Source organism: Ulvibacter sp. 2305UL32-6, from assembly GCF_058148545.1.
Genome location: NZ_JBYVKA010000003.1, coordinates 538,693 through 556,793 on the forward strand (window position 1 = coordinate 538,693; position 18,101 = coordinate 556,793).

At 37.5% G+C, this 18,101-nt stretch carries 16 protein-coding genes; 14 read left to right on the top strand and 2 right to left on the bottom strand.

Features of this window, described 5'->3' with window-relative positions; translation table 11 throughout:
* Positions 1 to 74 precede the first annotated feature (74 nt).
* The gene (locus ACY2RU_RS12180; RefSeq protein WP_490138735.1) at positions 75 to 1,652 is read left to right on the top strand and encodes a LysM peptidoglycan-binding domain-containing protein; all 1,578 of its coding nucleotides are present in this window, start codon (positions 75 to 77) and stop codon (positions 1,650 to 1,652) included.
* Positions 1,653 to 1,683: 31 nt separating this feature from the next.
* Complete coding sequence (locus tag ACY2RU_RS12185; protein ID WP_490138736.1) at positions 1,684 to 2,658, top strand: DUF4837 family protein; 975 nt, start codon at positions 1,684 to 1,686, stop codon at positions 2,656 to 2,658.
* 76 nt (positions 2,659 to 2,734) lie between these two features.
* Here the strand turns inward: ACY2RU_RS12185 and tatA are convergent, their stop codons facing one another.
* A complete protein-coding gene (gene tatA, locus ACY2RU_RS12190) occupies positions 2,735 to 2,923 on the bottom strand; it encodes a twin-arginine translocase TatA/TatE family subunit (RefSeq protein ID WP_490138737.1) in 189 nt (62 codons plus the stop codon).
* A gap of 118 nt (positions 2,924 to 3,041) precedes the next feature.
* On the opposite strand from tatA, the gene ACY2RU_RS12195 reads away from it, so the two are divergent.
* The 10 genes from ACY2RU_RS12195 to ACY2RU_RS12240 are packed head-to-tail and all read left to right on the top strand — an operon-like array spanning position 3,042 to position 14,158.
* Entirely contained in the window at positions 3,042 to 3,908 is an 867-nt protein-coding gene (locus ACY2RU_RS12195; RefSeq protein WP_490138738.1) for a M23 family metallopeptidase, read from the top strand.
* Positions 3,909 to 3,911: 3 nt separating this feature from the next.
* Positions 3,912 to 5,408 (top strand): GH3 auxin-responsive promoter family protein, encoded by a 1,497-nt coding sequence (locus tag ACY2RU_RS12200; RefSeq protein WP_490138739.1) that lies wholly within the window; start codon positions 3,912 to 3,914, stop codon positions 5,406 to 5,408.
* Between the two features lie 22 nt (positions 5,409 to 5,430).
* Positions 5,431 to 7,119 (top strand): DUF6909 family protein, encoded by a 1,689-nt coding sequence (locus tag ACY2RU_RS12205; RefSeq protein WP_490138740.1) that lies wholly within the window; start codon positions 5,431 to 5,433, stop codon positions 7,117 to 7,119.
* Between the two features lie 14 nt (positions 7,120 to 7,133).
* Positions 7,134 to 8,153 (top strand): dTDP-glucose 4,6-dehydratase, encoded by a 1,020-nt coding sequence (gene rfbB / locus ACY2RU_RS12210; protein ID WP_490138741.1) that lies wholly within the window; start codon positions 7,134 to 7,136, stop codon positions 8,151 to 8,153.
* Complete coding sequence (rfbA, locus tag ACY2RU_RS12215) at positions 8,150 to 9,007, top strand: glucose-1-phosphate thymidylyltransferase RfbA (protein ID WP_490138742.1); 858 nt, start codon at positions 8,150 to 8,152, stop codon at positions 9,005 to 9,007. Before rfbB ends, rfbA begins: the two co-directional genes overlap by 4 nt.
* A gap of 2 nt (positions 9,008 to 9,009) precedes the next feature.
* The gene (rfbC, locus tag ACY2RU_RS12220) at positions 9,010 to 9,555 is read left to right on the top strand and encodes a dTDP-4-dehydrorhamnose 3,5-epimerase (protein WP_490138743.1); all 546 of its coding nucleotides are present in this window, start codon (positions 9,010 to 9,012) and stop codon (positions 9,553 to 9,555) included.
* Complete coding sequence (rfbD, locus tag ACY2RU_RS12225) at positions 9,552 to 10,409, top strand: dTDP-4-dehydrorhamnose reductase (protein WP_490138744.1); 858 nt, start codon at positions 9,552 to 9,554, stop codon at positions 10,407 to 10,409. Before rfbC ends, rfbD begins: the two co-directional genes overlap by 4 nt.
* A gap of 9 nt (positions 10,410 to 10,418) precedes the next feature.
* Entirely contained in the window at positions 10,419 to 11,414 is a 996-nt protein-coding gene (locus ACY2RU_RS12230) for a hypothetical protein (protein WP_490138745.1), read from the top strand.
* 54 nt (positions 11,415 to 11,468) lie between these two features.
* Positions 11,469 to 12,752, top strand: a complete 1,284-nt coding sequence (locus tag ACY2RU_RS12235) for a lipopolysaccharide biosynthesis protein (RefSeq protein ID WP_490138746.1) — start codon at positions 11,469 to 11,471, stop codon at positions 12,750 to 12,752.
* Positions 12,749 to 14,158, top strand: coding sequence for an O-antigen ligase family protein (locus ACY2RU_RS12240; protein ID WP_490138747.1), 1,410 nt, complete (start codon positions 12,749 to 12,751; stop codon positions 14,156 to 14,158). The genes ACY2RU_RS12235 and ACY2RU_RS12240 overlap by 4 nt, the downstream gene beginning before the upstream one ends.
* A gap of 8 nt (positions 14,159 to 14,166) precedes the next feature.
* Here ACY2RU_RS12240 and ACY2RU_RS12245 read toward each other — a convergent pair whose 3' ends face one another.
* Complete coding sequence (locus ACY2RU_RS12245) at positions 14,167 to 15,270, bottom strand: polysaccharide pyruvyl transferase family protein (protein ID WP_490138748.1); 1,104 nt, start codon at positions 15,268 to 15,270, stop codon at positions 14,167 to 14,169.
* A 199-nt stretch (positions 15,271 to 15,469) separates the two neighbouring features.
* Between ACY2RU_RS12245 and ACY2RU_RS12250 the strand changes: the two genes are divergently transcribed.
* On the top strand, positions 15,470 to 16,981 hold the full coding sequence (locus ACY2RU_RS12250) for an ArnT family glycosyltransferase (RefSeq protein ID WP_490138749.1): 1,512 nt from the start codon (positions 15,470 to 15,472) through the stop codon (positions 16,979 to 16,981).
* A 155-nt stretch (positions 16,982 to 17,136) separates the two neighbouring features.
* Entirely contained in the window at positions 17,137 to 18,090 is a 954-nt protein-coding gene (locus ACY2RU_RS12255) for a glycosyltransferase family 2 protein (RefSeq protein ID WP_490138750.1), read from the top strand.
* The last annotated feature ends 11 nt before the right edge of the window (positions 18,091 to 18,101 follow it).

Genomic DNA, 18,101 nt, shown 5'->3' on the forward strand with positions numbered 1-18,101 from the left:
GCTGAAATTTGCTCCTTTTTTACAATTGCTTACATTTATACAAATTTTTATAGAACTTCTTCCGTTATATGCATATGAAGCAGATCATTATATCTCTTAGCCTACTTTTCAGTGTTACCCTGTGTTGGGCACAGATGGAGAAAACCACCATAGACTCTTTAAAGAAAACTAAAATTCAGATCATAGATTCCATAACCGTAAATCAGGTTTCTGGAGATCTACCCACAACGGTAGTGGCTACAAAGATCAAGGACACCTCTGTTTTTATTTTGGAAGACCTAGCGGTCGCAAGAAAATACGATAGCCTTTGGTTAGACGCACTGTACAATAACGAAATGTATGAAGAGATCTATGGAAGTATTACAGATCAAACCTACACACCTGTTGATTATGAAGAACTTCCCACAGAAGTTTTAAAGCAACGCTTGGAGGCATTGAACGCCAAAACACCATTCCACGTTGAATATAACCCTTCGCTTGAATCGGTAATTAAAAGCTATTTAAAAAATCGTCGGAGAACGATGGGCCGACTTATGGCATTGAGTGATTATTACTTCCCAATGTTTGAGGAAACATTAGATAAACATGACCTACCCCTCGAATTAAAATATTTAGCCATAGTGGAGTCTGCCTTAAAACCGCAAGCCAAGTCACGTGTAGGAGCTACCGGTTTGTGGCAATTTATGTTCGCTACAGGAAAAATGTACGGCCTCGATGTAAATTCGTACGTAGATGAGCGTAGTGATCCACTTATGGCTACAGAAGCTGCCGCACAATATTTAAAAAAATTATATGAAAGCCTAAATGATTGGGACCTTGCTTTGGCAGCCTATAATTCGGGTCCGGGGAATGTTTCTAAAGCAATACGTCGCTCTGGCGGATACACCAATTATTGGAATATTAGACCGCATCTTCCTCGTGAAACAGCTGGTTATTTACCAGCTTTTTTAGCTACAATGTATATTTTTGAGTATGCCGATGAGCATGGATTTAAAAGCGAGGGCCCCAGAATTCCGTATATAGCAACAGACACAGTTCACGTAAAAAAACAGATCACTTTACAACAGGTTGCTGAAGTGGCGGATATGGATCTTGCCGAATTGGAATTTTTGAATCCGGCATATAAATTGGGTGTGATTCCAGTAATAGAAAATGAAATCTATACCCTTCGCTTGCCTTTAGATGTGGTAGGCAAATTTGTTACAAATGAAGATGCTATTTACGCCTATGCGGAGGCTGAATTTAACAAAAGAGAAAAACCACTTCCCGAACTTTTAGTTGCCGAAAGTCGTCTTCGTTATCGGGTAAGGAGTGGTGATTACTTAGGAAAGATCGCTAACAAATACGGTGTTACCGTAGGGCAAATTAAACGATGGAATGGTCTAAGAAGTAACAATCTAAAAATAGGTCAGCGTTTAACCATTCACCCAAGAAAACCAAGCGCTTCAGTAAAGACAACAACACCCACGAATACCAGTACCACTACACCGATTTCCGGAAACTTTAACCTCTATACGGTAAAGCAGGGCGATTCGCTATGGAGTATTTCACAAAAATTTCCAGGGGTATCTATTGATAATATTAAAAAGTGGAACGATATTAGCGGTAACAAACTCAAACCAGGAATGAAACTGAAGATCCAAAAGGGATAAACAGTACTCGTTTCTTTCAAAATATTTTTCCATGAAACGCATCTACCTAGGCATTTTTGCCATTTTGCTATTAATTTCTTGCCAAGAAAGCGGAAAAAAAGACAATACCTATAAGCCTGATTCTTCAGGGAATATCAATAATCTACAGGTGATCATTGAAAATGAACTCTGGAACGGAGATGTTGGTGAAGAAATCCGAAATTATTTTGCTTCCCCCACACACGGCCTTCCACAAGACGAGCCTATTTTTTCTATGAATCAAATGCCACCGGCTACATATACCGGCTTTGCACGCAAAAACAGACTGTTTTTACACGTGACCATAGGTGCAGAAGAGAAAGTGAAAATAGCCCACGACGAGTATGCAAGACCCCAAACAGGGATCATTGTATCGGCACCTTCAGAAGAAGCACTTATTGCATTGTTTAAAAAGGACGCAGATCGTATGATCAAAGCGCTAAAAAATTCAGAAATAAAAGAACGTCAGCGTAGAACGTCTATTTCGACTATGAAAACAGATTCATTAAAATACCGTTTTGGTGTGGATATGAAAATTCCTTCTGCCTATCATGTAGCAAGAAACGCCGAAGATTTTTTCTGGATGCGAAAGGAGCTAGAGTCTGGAAGTACCAACATTATTGTGTATCAAGTTCCTATGAACCTTATAGGCAGAGATAGTGCGATTGTGGGTGATATTATTAAAATTCGTGATTCTATTGGTGGCGCGTTGATGCCTGTTGAGGATGACGGACATTTTCAAACCGAAGAAGCCTATGCGCCTTACTTATTTGAAAGCGAGATCGATGGCCATTTTGCTTACGAAACAAAAGGAACCTGGGATGTAAAAGGCGAATACATGGCAGGTCCCTTTATCAATTATGCGGTACGTGATGAAAAAAACAATAGGTATTTGATCTTAGAAGGCTTTACCTATGCACCGTCGGTTGCTAAACGCGATCTTCAATTTGAGTTAGAATCTATCTTAAAAAGCGCGAAATTGCAGTAAAGAAATTTCAATTAGTACAAAAAAACCCGCTAAACATAATGCTTAGCGGGTTTTTTTATACTGAATAAATCAGTCGTTAATTTTTATTTTCAATTTTAGACTCATCGCCGTCTTCTTTTGAAGCATCCTTAAATTCTTTGATTCCGCTTCCTAGTCCGCGCATCAATTCTGGGATCTTTCGGCCTCCAAATAAAAGCAAAACAACCATTACGATTAAAACGATTTGCCATGGGCCTATTGCTAAGGGTAGTAAAAGTGCAGTCATCATTTCAAATTTTATGTCACAAAGGTAACAAGATTTCCTAACATAAAACGTTTTCAATGGAAGATTAGCATAATGCGCCCGTAGTTTATTTTATATTTGTATTCATCAAGCAAAACCAATGGTTAAAAAAGAAAAAAAAGGAAGAAAAATACGTAAAAAGCTTCTACATAAGTATCGTCTTGTGGTTTTAAACGAAGACACTTTTGAAGAGCGATTTTCCTTTAAGCTAAATAGACTAAATGTATTTGTGTTTAGTATTATTTCGGCTTTGTTACTTATTGCGCTAACTACACTTATCATTGCGTTTACTCCACTTCGGGAGTATATTCCAGGGTACTCTTCTACTTCACTTCGGAAGAAAGCTACAGACCTTACTTTTAAGGCAGATTCATTGCAACAGACGGTTTCTGTGAATGAACAGTATATCAATTCAATACGAAAAGTGCTTACCGGAGATGTTAAAACAGTCGATTTCAATAAAGATTCTGTTATTAGAGCCGCACAAACCGATCCTAGTATAATTGATTTTAGTGCTTCGCGAGAAGATTCACTATTAAGAGAGAAAGTATCGCAAGAAGATAAGTACAACCCTTTGTTGCGTGACGATGAAGTGAAATTTGTATTATTTGCGCCTGTAAAGGGAACAATTTCCGACGGTTATGATCCTGAAAAAAAGCATTATGCCGTAGATATCGTTACCACCAAAGATGCGCCTGTAAAAGCTACGGCCGATGGAACTGTGATCTTTGCTGAATGGACTGCCGAAACAGGCTATGTAATGATCTTAAAACACGCTAATAACCTAATTTCGGTATACAAACACAACGCTTCCTTATCGAAAGAACAAGGCGACCTGGTTAAAGGCGGCGAAGTAATTGCTACTGCGGGCAATACAGGAGAACTTACAACCGGACCTCATTTGCATTTTGAATTATGGCTTGATGGAAATCCCATTGATCCAACCAATATTATAGACTTCGATTAATCTATGTCATTAAAATCGTTTGCCGCTAAGATTTTTGCTGGGATCGTGGTCCGAAAGATGCGGACTTGGTCTAACGACCCTATTGCGACACAGCAGAAGGTGTTTGAACAGCTCATTTCCGAAGCAAAAAATACTGTCTTCGGAAAAGATCATCAGTTTGAGAGTATTACAAATCACACGGACTTTATTTCGCGAGTGCCTATTCGTGATTATGAAGCATTAAAAACCTACGTAGATCGCGTGGTTGAAGGTGAAGAAGATATTCTTTGGCCTGGAAAGCCGCTGTATTTTGCCAAAACATCGGGTACTACTTCGGGTGCTAAGTATATTCCGTTGACCAAGGCATCTATGCCCTATCACATGCAAGCCGCTAGGAACGCTATACTGTGTTATATTCACGAAACTGGAAAGGCAGAGTTTGTAGATGGGAAGATGATATTTCTGCAGGGAAGTCCGGAAATGACCGAAAAGAATGGTATTAAATTAGGCCGACTTTCAGGGATTGTTGCGCATTATGTTCCTGGGTATCTTCAGAAAAACAGATTACCAAGCTGGGAAACTAATTGTATCGCCGACTGGGAAACGAAGGTTGATGCGATCGTTGAAGAGACCAAAAACGAAAATATGACCGTTATTAGCGGAATTCCGTCTTGGGTTCAAATGTATTTTGAGCGCCTGCGTGCCGTTACAGGCAAGTCGGTTGGTGATTTATTTAAAAATTTTAATCTTTTTATCTACGGAGGTGTAAATTACGAACCCTACAGAGCAAAGTTTGAGGCTTTAATTGGACGCAAAGTAGACAGTATTGAGTTGTATCCCGCCAGCGAAGGGTTTTTCGCTTTTCAGGATTCGCAGCGTGAAAAAGGAATGCTGTTGCAGCTTAATAGTGGGATGTTCTACGAGTTTATCAAAGCCGATACATTTTTTGACGAAAACCCGCAACGGCTCACTATAGGCGAAGTAGCATTAGGCGTTAATTATGTTATCATTATATCAACCAACGCCGGACTCTGGGGTTATAATATTGGCGATACGGTACAATTTACCTCACTCAAACCGTATCGCGTGATCGTTTCAGGCCGTATTAAACACTTTATTTCTGCATTTGGAGAGCATGTGATCGGGAAAGAAGTTGAGCAAGCGATGAAAGAAGCTATGACCGCTTTTTCTTTTTCTATTACTGAATTTACCGTGGCACCACAAACCAACACCGCCGAAAACGAACTACCCTATCATGAATGGCTGATCGAGTTTGAGCAGCAACCCAAACAGCTGGAAGATATCGCAAAAGCCTTAGACATCGCCATGCAAGGGCAGAACACCTATTATTATGACCTTATTAAAGGCAAGGTGTTGCAGCCGTTGAAAATAAAGGCCTTACAACGAGATAGCTTTAATGATTATATGAAATCTCAAGGCAAATTAGGGGGTCAGAATAAGGTTCCGAGGCTGTCTAACGATCGTAAGATCGCAGACCAATTGCACCAATTACAAGGATGAAATTAATAGTATCTTTGCTTCAATGACAAAACTAAAATCACATACACGAACCCGCGCTCAAGAGAGCACAGGCGCTATTGAGCGACTTTATATTACCATGCGACACCTTTTTAATAGAGGTTTTTACAAGCCTATGGGTGTTTCTGGAGAAACTTTAAGAGAATCTTTATTGATTCTCAGGCCGGAAATTTACGGTTCTATTGGTGATGATAAGATGGAATTACAGGGTTTGCTATATGTAATGGACCGACTTCCAGTTGGTATTGAAGAATGTAAATTTGTGAACCTCACAAGCGATGAAGGCTATAAAAACTCACACTTTGAGGCTATTATTCCAGAAAAACGGCGCCGTAATTGTTACCGAATCGATGAACTTCAAATGAATATTGAAGTAACTCGTGGACGTTCTGAGATCTATGATATTCTTACTCATCTAACCTTTTTATATATAGAGTCTCATAAGATCATGCGAAGCGTAGTGATCAATGATGAGGGTGATGTGATTCGCGACTGGAAGAAATTGGAAGCCGCGGTATTAAAGCAAGGCAAGTTAAGTCAGGAAGAAAAAGAGATCGCACTTACACATACGGCCAATTTCTTGGGCCGCACTTTCGAAGAAGTTAGTGAGATCTACCCTTTGTTTGCTAGCGAAAACAACCCGAACCGCTTTTTAAATATTATTTATTACCTCGGAAAAAGAGCTATTGAAGAGTCTTTAGAAGACGATAAACGTATCATCACGTTTAGTCCGGTGCTGCGCGAGCGGTTGGGGCATCATATCCATGGTGAACGCTGGGCCTTAAATATTAAGTCGGTTCTCCAGCATCAACAATTGCTGGAACGTCCTATTCATATCATTAGCGCAAACATGCACAGCGTAATGAACACCTTATTTGCTAGAATGGCGCTGATTAAGGAAGGAAAGAACAAAACCTCTATGGAGCTCTATGAAGCCTTAAGTAGCTCTAAAAATAGTGAGTTAAGAGCCAAGGTAGAAAAGGTTGCTTTAAAACACGGGATGACCTATTTGCCCGATTCGAGCGGAACTAATATCAATGTACAGATCTTTGATACTTCTAAGTTTCCTGAATCGCTTCGGAAAGCAGGAACTAGTTCTTCCGAAGAGAAAAAAGAAGATCCAATTATCATTGTAATGGATTATGCTTTTGGCGAACAGGCTTACGAAACCATGGATGAATTACTGAAACCTTATCAAGGCACAAATGGCAACCAATTTTTAAATGTTGCATCTGTTTCTATAATGGGGAAAGCGGGGATTTTGGAAGGCGGTAAAGGCGATATTATGATCCCTTCTGCTCATGTTTTTGAAGGCACGGCAGATAACTATCCGTTTAAAAACGGTCTTAAAAAGAAAGATTTTGATGGTTCGGGTATTAAAGTTTGTACAGGATCTATGATCACTGTTTTGGGAACATCGCTTCAGAATAGAGACGTACTTCGGTTTTTCCACAAATCGTCTTGGAATGTAATTGGGCTTGAAATGGAAGGAGCGCATTACCAAAAAGCAATACAAGCAGCCTCAAAAATAAGAGGTAGTATTAATGAAAAAGTTAAAGTACGCTATGCATATTATGCAAGTGATAACCCTTTAGAAACAGGAAGCACTTTAGCTTCTGGTGGATTGGGAACAAGTGGTGTAAAACCGACGTACGAAATCACTGAAAAGATGTTAAATCAGATTTTAGACTAATCTAAAAATATATTTTGAAAAGCAACAAAGTATTAGTAACAGGCGGCGCAGGCTTTATAGGGTCAAACTATGTCGCTTATCTTCTTGAAGACACCCAGGCCGAAGTTTTTGTGCTTGACAAACTAACCTATGCAGGAAATCTTGCCAATTTGGAATCGGTTTCTCACAAAAAGAACTATCATTTTATTCAAGGAGATATTTGTGATGCTGCGTTAGTGCATGAACTTTTCAGTAAAAATTTGTTTACGCAAGTGGTTCATTTTGCTGCAGAATCTCATGTTGATAATTCGATCACAGGACCTGGCGCATTTATTGAAACCAACATTGTTGGTACATTTAACTTATTACAGGCTGCTTATAAAACCTGGATGGATGGTCCGAATATAAATAAAAAAGGTTTTGAGGAGGCACGTTTTTTACATGTTTCCACCGATGAGGTTTATGGAACTTTGGGAGAAACGGGCTTGTTTACTGAGGATACGCCATACGCGCCAAATAGTCCGTATAGCGCTTCAAAAGCGTCTAGCGATTTTATTGTAAGAAGCTATTTCCACACCTACGGATTGCCCGTTGTGACTACGAATTGCTCAAACAATTACGGTCCTAATCAGCATAAAGAGAAATTAATTCCAACGATTATACGAAAAGCCATTGCTGGGGAGCCTATTCCTATTTATGGCGATGGTAAAAACATACGTGATTGGCTCTATGTTGAGGATCATTGTATTGGCATCAAAATGGCTGTTGAGCAGGGAGTTTTGGGAGAAACCTATAATATTGGGGGTAAGAACGAGCGGCAAAACCTGTACATTGCAAAGACCATTTGTACTTTGTTGGATGAAATAAAGCCTAAAGAAGGCTCTTATCATGATCAAATCACTTTTGTGACAGATAGACCAGGCCACGATTTTAGATACGCTATAGACGCTTCTAAGATCGAAAACACACTGGGTTGGCGTGCCAAAGAAAATTTTGAGAGCGGAATTAAAAAAACCGTACAATGGTATTTAAATAATACAGATAGATTGCTATGAAAGGAATCATATTAGCTGGAGGATCAGGAACTCGTTTACACCCTATTACTTTGGCGGTAAGCAAACAGCTTATGCCAGTTTACGACAAGCCCATGATCTACTACCCATTATCAACACTAATGTTGGCAGGAATTAGAGAGATCTTGATCATTTCAACACCACAAGATCTACCCCTATTTAAAAAGTTGTTGGGAGATGGTTCGCAGCTGGGATGTAATTTTCAGTATGAGATACAAGAACACCCCAATGGTTTAGCGGAAGCGTTTATCATTGGAAAAGAATTTATTGGCGAAGATAAAGTTGCTTTGATCCTTGGTGACAACATTTTTTATGGATCTGGATTAAAGGAATTGCTTCAGGCAAATAATGATCCTGATGGAGGAATTATTTATGCCTACCACGTTCACGACCCAGAACGGTATGGAGTTGTTGCTTTTGATACCGACGGAAAGGCACTCTCTATAGAAGAAAAACCAAAACAACCAAAATCGAACTTTGCGGTACCAGGCATCTATTTTTACGACAACAGCGTGGTGAAGATCGCTGCTAATATAAAGCCGAGCCATCGCGGTGAACTTGAAATTACCGACGTGAACAACGCTTATCTACAGCAAGGAAATTTACACGTAAGTATTTTGGATAAAGGCACGGCATGGCTTGACACAGGAACCTTTTCTTCTTTGATGCAAGCCTCTCAATTTGTTGAGGTCATTGAGGAACGTCAAGGTCTTAAAATTGGCGCAATTGAGGAAGCTGCTTTTGAAATGGGCTTTATCAATAAAGAACAACTCATAAAATTGGCCGAACCACTGCTTAAAAGTGGCTACGGAAAACATTTAATGCAACTTACATAAGCGTGGAAATTATAAAGACAACACTAGAGGGATGTTTTTTAGTAGTACCATCGATTCACCAAGACGAACGCGGAACCTTTTCTGAAACCTTTAATGAACAGGATTTTCATTCAAAGACGGGTTTAAACACACGTTTTGTACAGGATAATCAATCAATTTCAAGTCACGGTGTGTTACGCGGATTACATTATCAAACGGGTGAATATGCACAAGCGAAACTAGTTCGGGTGATCGAAGGCAAAGTGTTAGACATTGTGGTTGATCTTCGGAAGGAATCCTTAACCTTCGGAAAGCACTTTTCTGTAATATTGGATGCAGAGAAGCGACAACAATTATTTGTTCCACGCGGGTTTGCACATGGCTTTGTGACCCTTTCTGAAAGATCTATTTTCGCCTATAAATGTGATAATTACTACCATAAGGCTTCAGAAAGCGGTATTATTTACAATGACGCAACCTTGGCTCTTGATTGGCATCTTGGAAAGGAAGAATTGGTAATTTCAGAAAAAGACCTAAAACTTCCTACCTTTTCGGAGGCAATACAATGAAGAAAATCTTAGTTACAGGGGCAAATGGTCAATTTGGGAGATGCATAAATGATGCTTCACACGGTTTTTCCGAAGCTATTTTTACCTTTGTTTCCAGAGCAGAATTGAATATTGAGAATGATGAGGAGTTAAAGGAATACTTTAGCAAAAATACATTTGATTATTGTATCAATGCAGCAGGTTATACCCTAGTTGAAGAAGCAGAAAGTGATGCTGACGCAGCTTTTAAAACCAATGCAGAGGCGGTAAATACGCTGGCACATTGTTGTAAAGACACTGATACTGTATTGATTCACATATCGACTGATTATGTTTTCGACGGAAAAAGTAAGTTTCCATATACCGAAAAAGATTCAACAAAGCCTTTAAGTGTATATGGAGAGTCAAAATTAAAGGGTGAAGTAAATATTGAAAAAAGCGGAGTTAATTATTTTATAATCAGGACTTCATGGCTTTATTCTCAATATGGAAATAATTTTTTGAATACTATCTTGCGTTTTGCGAAGACTAAAAAAGAGGTTGCAATAACAACAGAGCAAATGGGTACACCAACCAATGCGAATGATCTGGCAAAAGCAATTTTGACAATAATCAAAGCAGATAGTAATGCTTACGGAACCTATCATTTTAGCAACAAAGGGAGTGCAACATGGTATGATTTTGCGGAAGCCATTTTGAAGTTTACAGAGCAAAAAAATGCGCTGCGACTTGTAAAAACCGACCATTACCGTACTTTTGCCGCGCGACCAGCATATAGCGTATTGGACACGACAAAATTTGAACAGACGTTTTCCTTTGAAATTAGAGAATGGAAAAAGGCGTTAAAAGATTTAATAAATAGTACTAATTTATAAGCATAAACCATGTCACAAAAGAGCAGCGACGAAATTGATTTAGGGGTTATTTATGATAAAATAAGAGACGGATATCACAGTATACTGATCTTTTTTTACGGCTTATTTAGGTTTGCAATGAAATTCTGGATCGTGCTATTGGTTTTAATTGTATTAGGCGTTGTTTACGGACTGATCAAAAATAATCCTGAAAAGGGTCGAGAAACAACCCTATTGGTTCAAATCAACGGCGACGCGGCGAGCTATGTATATGATGCCGTTGATCAATTACAATGGAAAATCTACGAAAGAGATACGGTTCTGCTTAAGAAAATGGGCTTGTATAAAAATGAAGTATTTTTCATTAGCAAGGTCGAAATTGAGCCAGTTGTTAATGTATTGGATATTGTTGATAAAACGCCGGAAAACAATCGAAATTTTGAGATTGTAATGGAAGAAACGCAGTATGAAGATCAGGTGCTGACCTCAGACATTTTTATTCCAGAGTATCAAACTCATAAAATTACCATGAGCCTTGGGTATTGGGCAAATCAAACACATATAGATCGCTTTTTAGATTATTTGAACGAGAATGAAGCTTTTGTAAAGAAGCAGGAGGTTATCAAGAAGAATTTGAAATTCAGAATCGAGGAGAACCATAAAAGTATTGCTTATATGGATTCTCTTTTCAATACCTACGGAAAGCCAATTTCAGAGGTTAAGAAAGGAGAAAATGATGTGGTTTCATTTTTCGACCTCAACATCACGAATATCCACATGGTATTTCAGGAAAAAGGGTTGTTAATGGATCAAAATCAAAAGCTTGAATTGTACTATGCAGACTTCGATAAGATCGTTGTATTGCTGAACAAGCCGATGCTTTCTATTAAAAAGTCATTCTTTGATAAAAAGCACATCATTTATCCTGTAGTTTTGGTGTTCTTGTTTTTTGCGGGAGCAGCGATATTGTATTATTTCAAAAAAGCAAAGCGCTTAAGCGAAGAAAGAAATAAGAAACAGCTCTAGTAATGAAAGCTGTAAAAAGCTATTTGCTGAACCTTTCAATTAAAGCAAGGCGATATGCGTACTCCCTTTAATTTAAATGCTCGGGGACTTAACAACAAATATTTGTTGCTTTTGGACCAGTCGCTACTATCGGTAGTGAATTTTGGTTCAATTTTATTGCTTTCACGTGTTGCAACAGTTGATATTTTTGGTTCGTTTGTAGTGACATATAGTTATGGGTTTTTTATTTATATTTTCTGTACATTACTACTTTCAGCGCCCATTTTAATCTTTCTGAAGAAGAAATGGCACCAACAGGAAGGAACCTATATCGCAGTAGCATTAGTGGTCAACAGTGTTTTGTGTCTGCTTTTAGGAACGGTAGCCTTTTATTTCTTGCGGAGTCAAATACCCGAAATCTCATATATTCATTTTCTATTGTTACCATTGAGTATGACGCTCTTTGATATTGTAAAAAAGTTTGTGTTTAGTAGTGATAACATACATGTAAAATTTGGGCTTCTTGCTACCGTATTATTGAATATATCGTTTTTTGGAATGTTGGTATTTTTGATGTACGGAATTAGCCTAGATGAAATACTACTTACATATTCAATCTCTTTTCTATCAGGTGTTGTGGTGCTTCTTTTCATTATTTTTTCAAATCATACTGTAAGACGAACCATTCATGGCAGCGCCATGGAAATAATTCATTTTGGTAAAGAAATGATACGAACACACTTCAACTATGCGAAGTGGATCATTTTGGGCGGAATCGCATTTTGGGGTTACAGTCAAGGAATTTATATCCTAGCAAAAAGTTTTCAGGTGGACGATCTTATTATTGGAAAAGTACGCACCATACAGAACTTGGTTGGAGTCTTTAGTATCCTGATGATCACGCTAGAAAATCACTATACTCCTATTTTTTCCAAAACAGTTTCAGAAGAGAACAACGAAGGTCTTGGGCGACTTATTCGCAATGTATACAAAGAGAATTATTTAAAGGTATTGGCATTATTTATACTTGCCGTTCCCATAGGACTTGGTTTTTATCATTTTGTATATTTGGATAAATACGGCAGCGGAACAGATATTTTTGTTATGTTTCTTATGGTTCAACTATTTCTTGTTGCTATAAAACCGCTAGGGATTGCGTTAAAATCAATTGAAAAAACGATACCGTTCTTTGTTTCGCACGTTTTTGCAGCCCTTGTTATGGTAGTTGTTTTTCCTATATTGCTTTATATCAAGAATGAGTTTAGCCTCGCCTTAACGTTTCTATTAGCGAATCTTACATACGTCATTTATATTATTGTCTATTATTTTAAAAAGAAAAAAAGTAACAGCGCATTATGAAGATTAATTTAGCTAAGATCTACAAAGTGCTTTTTTTGCTGGGTGTGTTTTTCATTCCTTTCAACTCTTTTCATGGACCTTCATTTTTAGGGGAATTTAGCCGTGAAGCTGCTGCTATTTTTTTTATGATAGGCTTTGTTTTAATGGGGGCGGGAGCCTATTTTAAATACGAGTTAACACTACCCCTAAAGAACAAGATATTTCAAGTGCTCTTGATCTTCCTATTATGGTGCTTTTTAGCAACGCTTTTTAATATAAACACGGTATATTCTAATTATTTCAAGGAAACCTCTGGAATTAATAGGTTTATCAGGCAGTATTTTTCTTTACTACTTTCAACGGCGGTCTTTGTTGTGTTTTATTGGAATGTTTTACGTAGAATGACAACCACCGAGATCTTAATCAGTATCCGGAAAATGTTTTTATACTCGTTGATTGTGGCTTCAGCGTATGGTTTTCTAGAGACATTAGTGATTGTGTTTCAGATTCCCGCATTCTTCCCACTATTAAAACTGTTTGATTACTTTCCGTTTGTTGCAGTAAAAGTATATGGAGAGCGTATCTCTTCCATTACTTTTGAAGCACCCGCTCTAGCCATCTACCTTATTACGATCGCTGGTTGGATGTTTAGTTATATTCTTACGCACAAAGGAATTAAAAAGTTTATTCCAGCCTTTTTAGTGTTAGTACTTACTTTTTTCTCTGGGTCTCGAACAGGGCTTGTGGTTGTGCTCATCCAACTTGTTACGTTTTTGTTCATACTGTTCTTAGACAGTAAATTTAGAAAATACGCTTTGATCTTTGTAGGTTCGGGTGCCATGATAGTGGTTTTGCTCTTGGCGATCAATTCTAAGGGCGTTATTGCTTCCGTAGAGAAGAAAATAGACTCTCTTAATTTTAAGGCAAATCTACTCGAGTCTACCTCAAATAAATCGCGATTTGGTATTCAATATGCTTCGTGGCAGGTATTTAAAGAGCATCCTATTACAGGTGTTGGGTACGGACAACAAACTTATCACAACCGCTTTCACTATCCCACATGGGCCGTGAAGAACAACTATGAGTTTTGGCTGTATTATACAGATCCGCATTACAAACCGTTTCCTCCGGCTTACAACCTCTATCTGCGAATCATGACCGAAACGGGCATCATAGGGATAGTGATCTTCTTATTTATGCTTTATTTGCTCTTTTACAATGCGAAAGAACTCATCAAGAAGAGTACGGCAGAAAAGCGAGTGCTGGCAATTATTGTGTTTATTTCTTTAGTTGGAATTACAATAAATTTCGTGCAAATAGACACATTTAGACTCTATGGTTTTTGGATCTGTTTGGTGATCCTTATCAAAATTTCAAGTAAGGCTACGCTGTCTTCCGAAGAAAAAAAGAAAGAGATTGAATCATAGCAGTGCTTTTATAGCTTCGGAATGGTTTCCGTAAAATTACGCTCAGAGAGGGCTATTGTTTCGGCGATATTGCTTGGCTTTTTATGGATGCCAGAAAGTATTTCTACTATCTTCGGAAGTATTTCTTCAACACTTACTTCGGCATCATACAAACGATATGAAATATCTTGCCCCACATCCGCTAAGAAGTCGGAACACTTTTTATGATATTCTAACATCATAAACGGAACATCAGCATAACAAGCAAAAATTCCAGCATGAAGTCTGGTGGTAATAACGAGATCACAAGCAGCAATACGATCCCAAGCTTCTTTAACGTTAGGCGTATAAGGCATAATCGAACAGCGCGAATCGTCGATGTTAGCGACAAGTTCTCTTGAAATTTCCAAGTCTCCGAAATGACTGTTGCCATTTATAACAAAAACGTTGAAATGCACATTTGTTTCTTTTGCTAAACGGTTTATAAGCGCTTTAAAAAATGAATTTCTTTTTTCTTCTTTTGAAAGGTCTCCCCCAGTATATCGCTCATGATTACAAATACTAAGTCCGATTACCTTTTTGTCGAGATTTTTTGATTTTGCGACAGGAAGATTTTGATAGACTTTTGGCAGTAAAGCGGCTAAATCAAATGCTTTAATGGGCGTATAGGGCAGATCTATTGAGGACGCATATTGGAAGGACCGGTCATCTCTTAACGCAAGAAATGAAAGTGATTCTAAATAACGGATTACCTTTTTTTCTTCTTCGGAAGTACGAAAAGGTCCAACCGAAACGCCTATTGCTCCTAGGTTAAGATTTTTCCGCGCTTTTTGAACTTGTCTAGCCAAAGATTTATTACTGTGAAAAGGGAGTTCACCAAAAGTAGAACCACCCGCCGAGATAAGATAATTAGCGTTTCTTAAATTGGCCATTAAATTGACTCGATCAAAACCTTTTACCTTAGCAAATAATTGCTTGTTTATGATGGGATAAATGGTTGTTGGAAGCGACGCTCCAAAATATACGTTTTGGGTACATTGCCAATAATTACGTGCACCCCAAGATGTCACTTCAATAAAAGCATCGTCTCCGGTATTCTTAAATCCGTAAAATCCTTCGTAGATAATTTTCATAGAACAAATTAGGAAGTTTTAGGCGTTTCATATAAGTTTGGACGTAAAGATACTTAATTTGATAGGTATGTCATATAAGGTTTAATTGGGCTTTCTAAAAAGGCATTTTTTGGCTTAGTTCAACCTTCCATACGCTTTTAAAATTATATTTTTGCCGATGATCACCGGCTTTGTACAATTTTAAAATTGACGATATATTATGAGTTCTTTTTTTAACAAGAATAACGCAATTTATATTATTGTTTTTTTGCTTGCCTTAATTCCTATTTTCGGTTTTATGGACGTCTTGTCGATACGTATATGGGATGAAGCGCGAAACGCGAACAATGCATTTGAAATGCATAAAAACGGCAATTATTTGGTTAGCTATTTTAATGGTAAACCTGATATGTGGAACACAAAACCGCCCTTTTTAATATGGTGTCAAGTGTTTTGGATGAAAATTATAGGTGTTTCTATTTATGCAATAAGATTACCATCTGCACTCGCAGCACTGGGTACGATCACAATAATTATTATTTTTTGTAAGAAAATAGGACTAAAAAAATGGTTTGGACTACTTGCGGTACTTGTGTTAGTGAGTAGTTATGGATATATGGGGTACCATGGAGTTTTAAATGGTGACTTTGATGCTATGTTGACCTTTTTTACAACAACTGCGGCTTTGAGCTATTTTATTTTTCTAGAAATTAAAAGTGTCAAATATTTGTATTTATTTTTTGGTGCGCTTGTTCTAGCTGTGTTAACCAAAAGTATCGCTGGATTGCTAATATTACCAGGGTTATTTTTTTATACTTTGATAAAGAAAGATCTTATAAATGTTTTAAAATTAAAGCATTTATACATAGGCATTATGGGTTTTGTTGTTATAGTAGGAGCCTATTATTTAGATCGAGAAAGTATAAACCCAGGATATTTAAAATACGTATCAGACAATGAACTTTTAGGGAGGTATAATGAAGTACAACACAATAGCTCACAAGGTTTTTGGTTTTATTTAAAAGCGTTAAAAGCGTCTCGCTTTAATTGGTGGTATATATATGCGGTTTTAGGCGTTATTTTAGGTTTATTTAGCAAGAAAAAACAAGTAAAAAACCTTACTATTTATGCTACTCTTTTATCTGTGTTGTTTCTGCTGATAATCTCATTATCTAAAACAAAATTATCTTGGTACGATTTACCGGTATTCCCGTTCCTAGCACTGTTAACGAGTATTTTTTTGGTCCAAGTCGCTAGTTTATTAGGAAAAGTTTCAACAACTAAATCTAAGGTAACTAAAATTTTATTTCCCATAGCATTTATAACTTTACTGCTTTACAGGCCGTATGTTGAGACCATTAATTCTATATCTAAAAAAGAATCAGTAGCCTACATTGAAACTCATATGATTTCTTATTTTTTGCGTGATGCGCTTCGTGGAAAACAAAATGCGGAAGACGTAGTTGTTCTATATGATGGTTATGCGCCCCATATAAGATTTTATGTAAACGCGCTTCAGGATAAAGGTATTCATGTTGATATAAAAAATTATAAATATCTTAAAGAAGGTGATGTGGTGATAGCCAATCAATGGCATGTGCAGGATTATTTAGAAAAAAACTATCCTTTACAAGGTATAAGGGCTTATGACGAAGAAAACTATAACAAACTAAAAAAATACAAAATTGTTACTTGGGAGACGGCACAAAATAAACCAAAATCAAGCCAGTAAAGGTGTTTTGTCATCACGGGAGCTTTTATAAGGCCCTTTTCCATAAATATTAAAGACCAACAGTAAGAAATTCTAATTCAGCGGTGTTGCAAAAGGGTATAATGGTGGGATTTTTGCATCTTTGCAAAAGAATGTTTTCTGAAAAACATATATAAATGCAACAGTCAACTAAAACTTCGATTGAACTTTCAATAATCATACCCATCTATAACGAAGAACAAATACTTCCGGAGTTATATCAAAGACTCACGGCAGCAGCTTTGGAAGTTACATCAGATTATGAACTTCTTTTTGTCAATGACGGGAGTGCTGATAACTCGTTGCAGGGATTGATGCGAATCTCAGAAACGGATGATAAGGTGTTTTTTCTGAATTTCAGTAGAAATTTCGGACATCAAATTGCAGTTACCGCAGGCTTGGATTATTGTTCTGGAGATGCCGCAGTGATTATTGATGGCGACCTGCAAGACCCACCAGAGCTTATTCCTGAAATGTATGCAAAACATAAAGAAGGTTATGAAGTAGTGTACGCGCGACGTTCTGAACGTGAAGGCGAATCAATGTTTAAAAAATTCACCGCTAAAATGTTTTATCGAGTACTTCGGAAACTCACTTCCGTAGATATTCCAATCGATACAGGTGATTTTAGATTGATCGATCGTAAAATTATTGATTGTTTAAAAAAGATGCCAGAGCAAAATAAATTTTTACGCGGGCAGATCGCTTGGTTAGGATTTAGGCAAACGGCTGTTTTCTTTAAACGGGATAAACGTAAATTCGGAAAATCTGGCTATCCATTGAGTAAGATGCTCAAATTTGCAATGGACGGGATCACAAGTTTTTCCAGTGCACCACTCACATTTGTAACACGATTAGGTTTTATTATATCAGGGCTTTCATTTCTAATTATTATTTATGCAGGGTTTTCACACTTCTTATTAAAACAAACCATAACTGGTTGGACATCTCTTATCGTTAGTTCAATGTTTATTGGAGGTGTTCAGCTTATTTCTGTTGGTATCATTGGAGAATATATAAGTAGAATCAATAAAAATATTCTCAATAGACCTTTGTATATTGTGCAGGAATCGAATATGACCAAAGAATAGCACTGACAGCA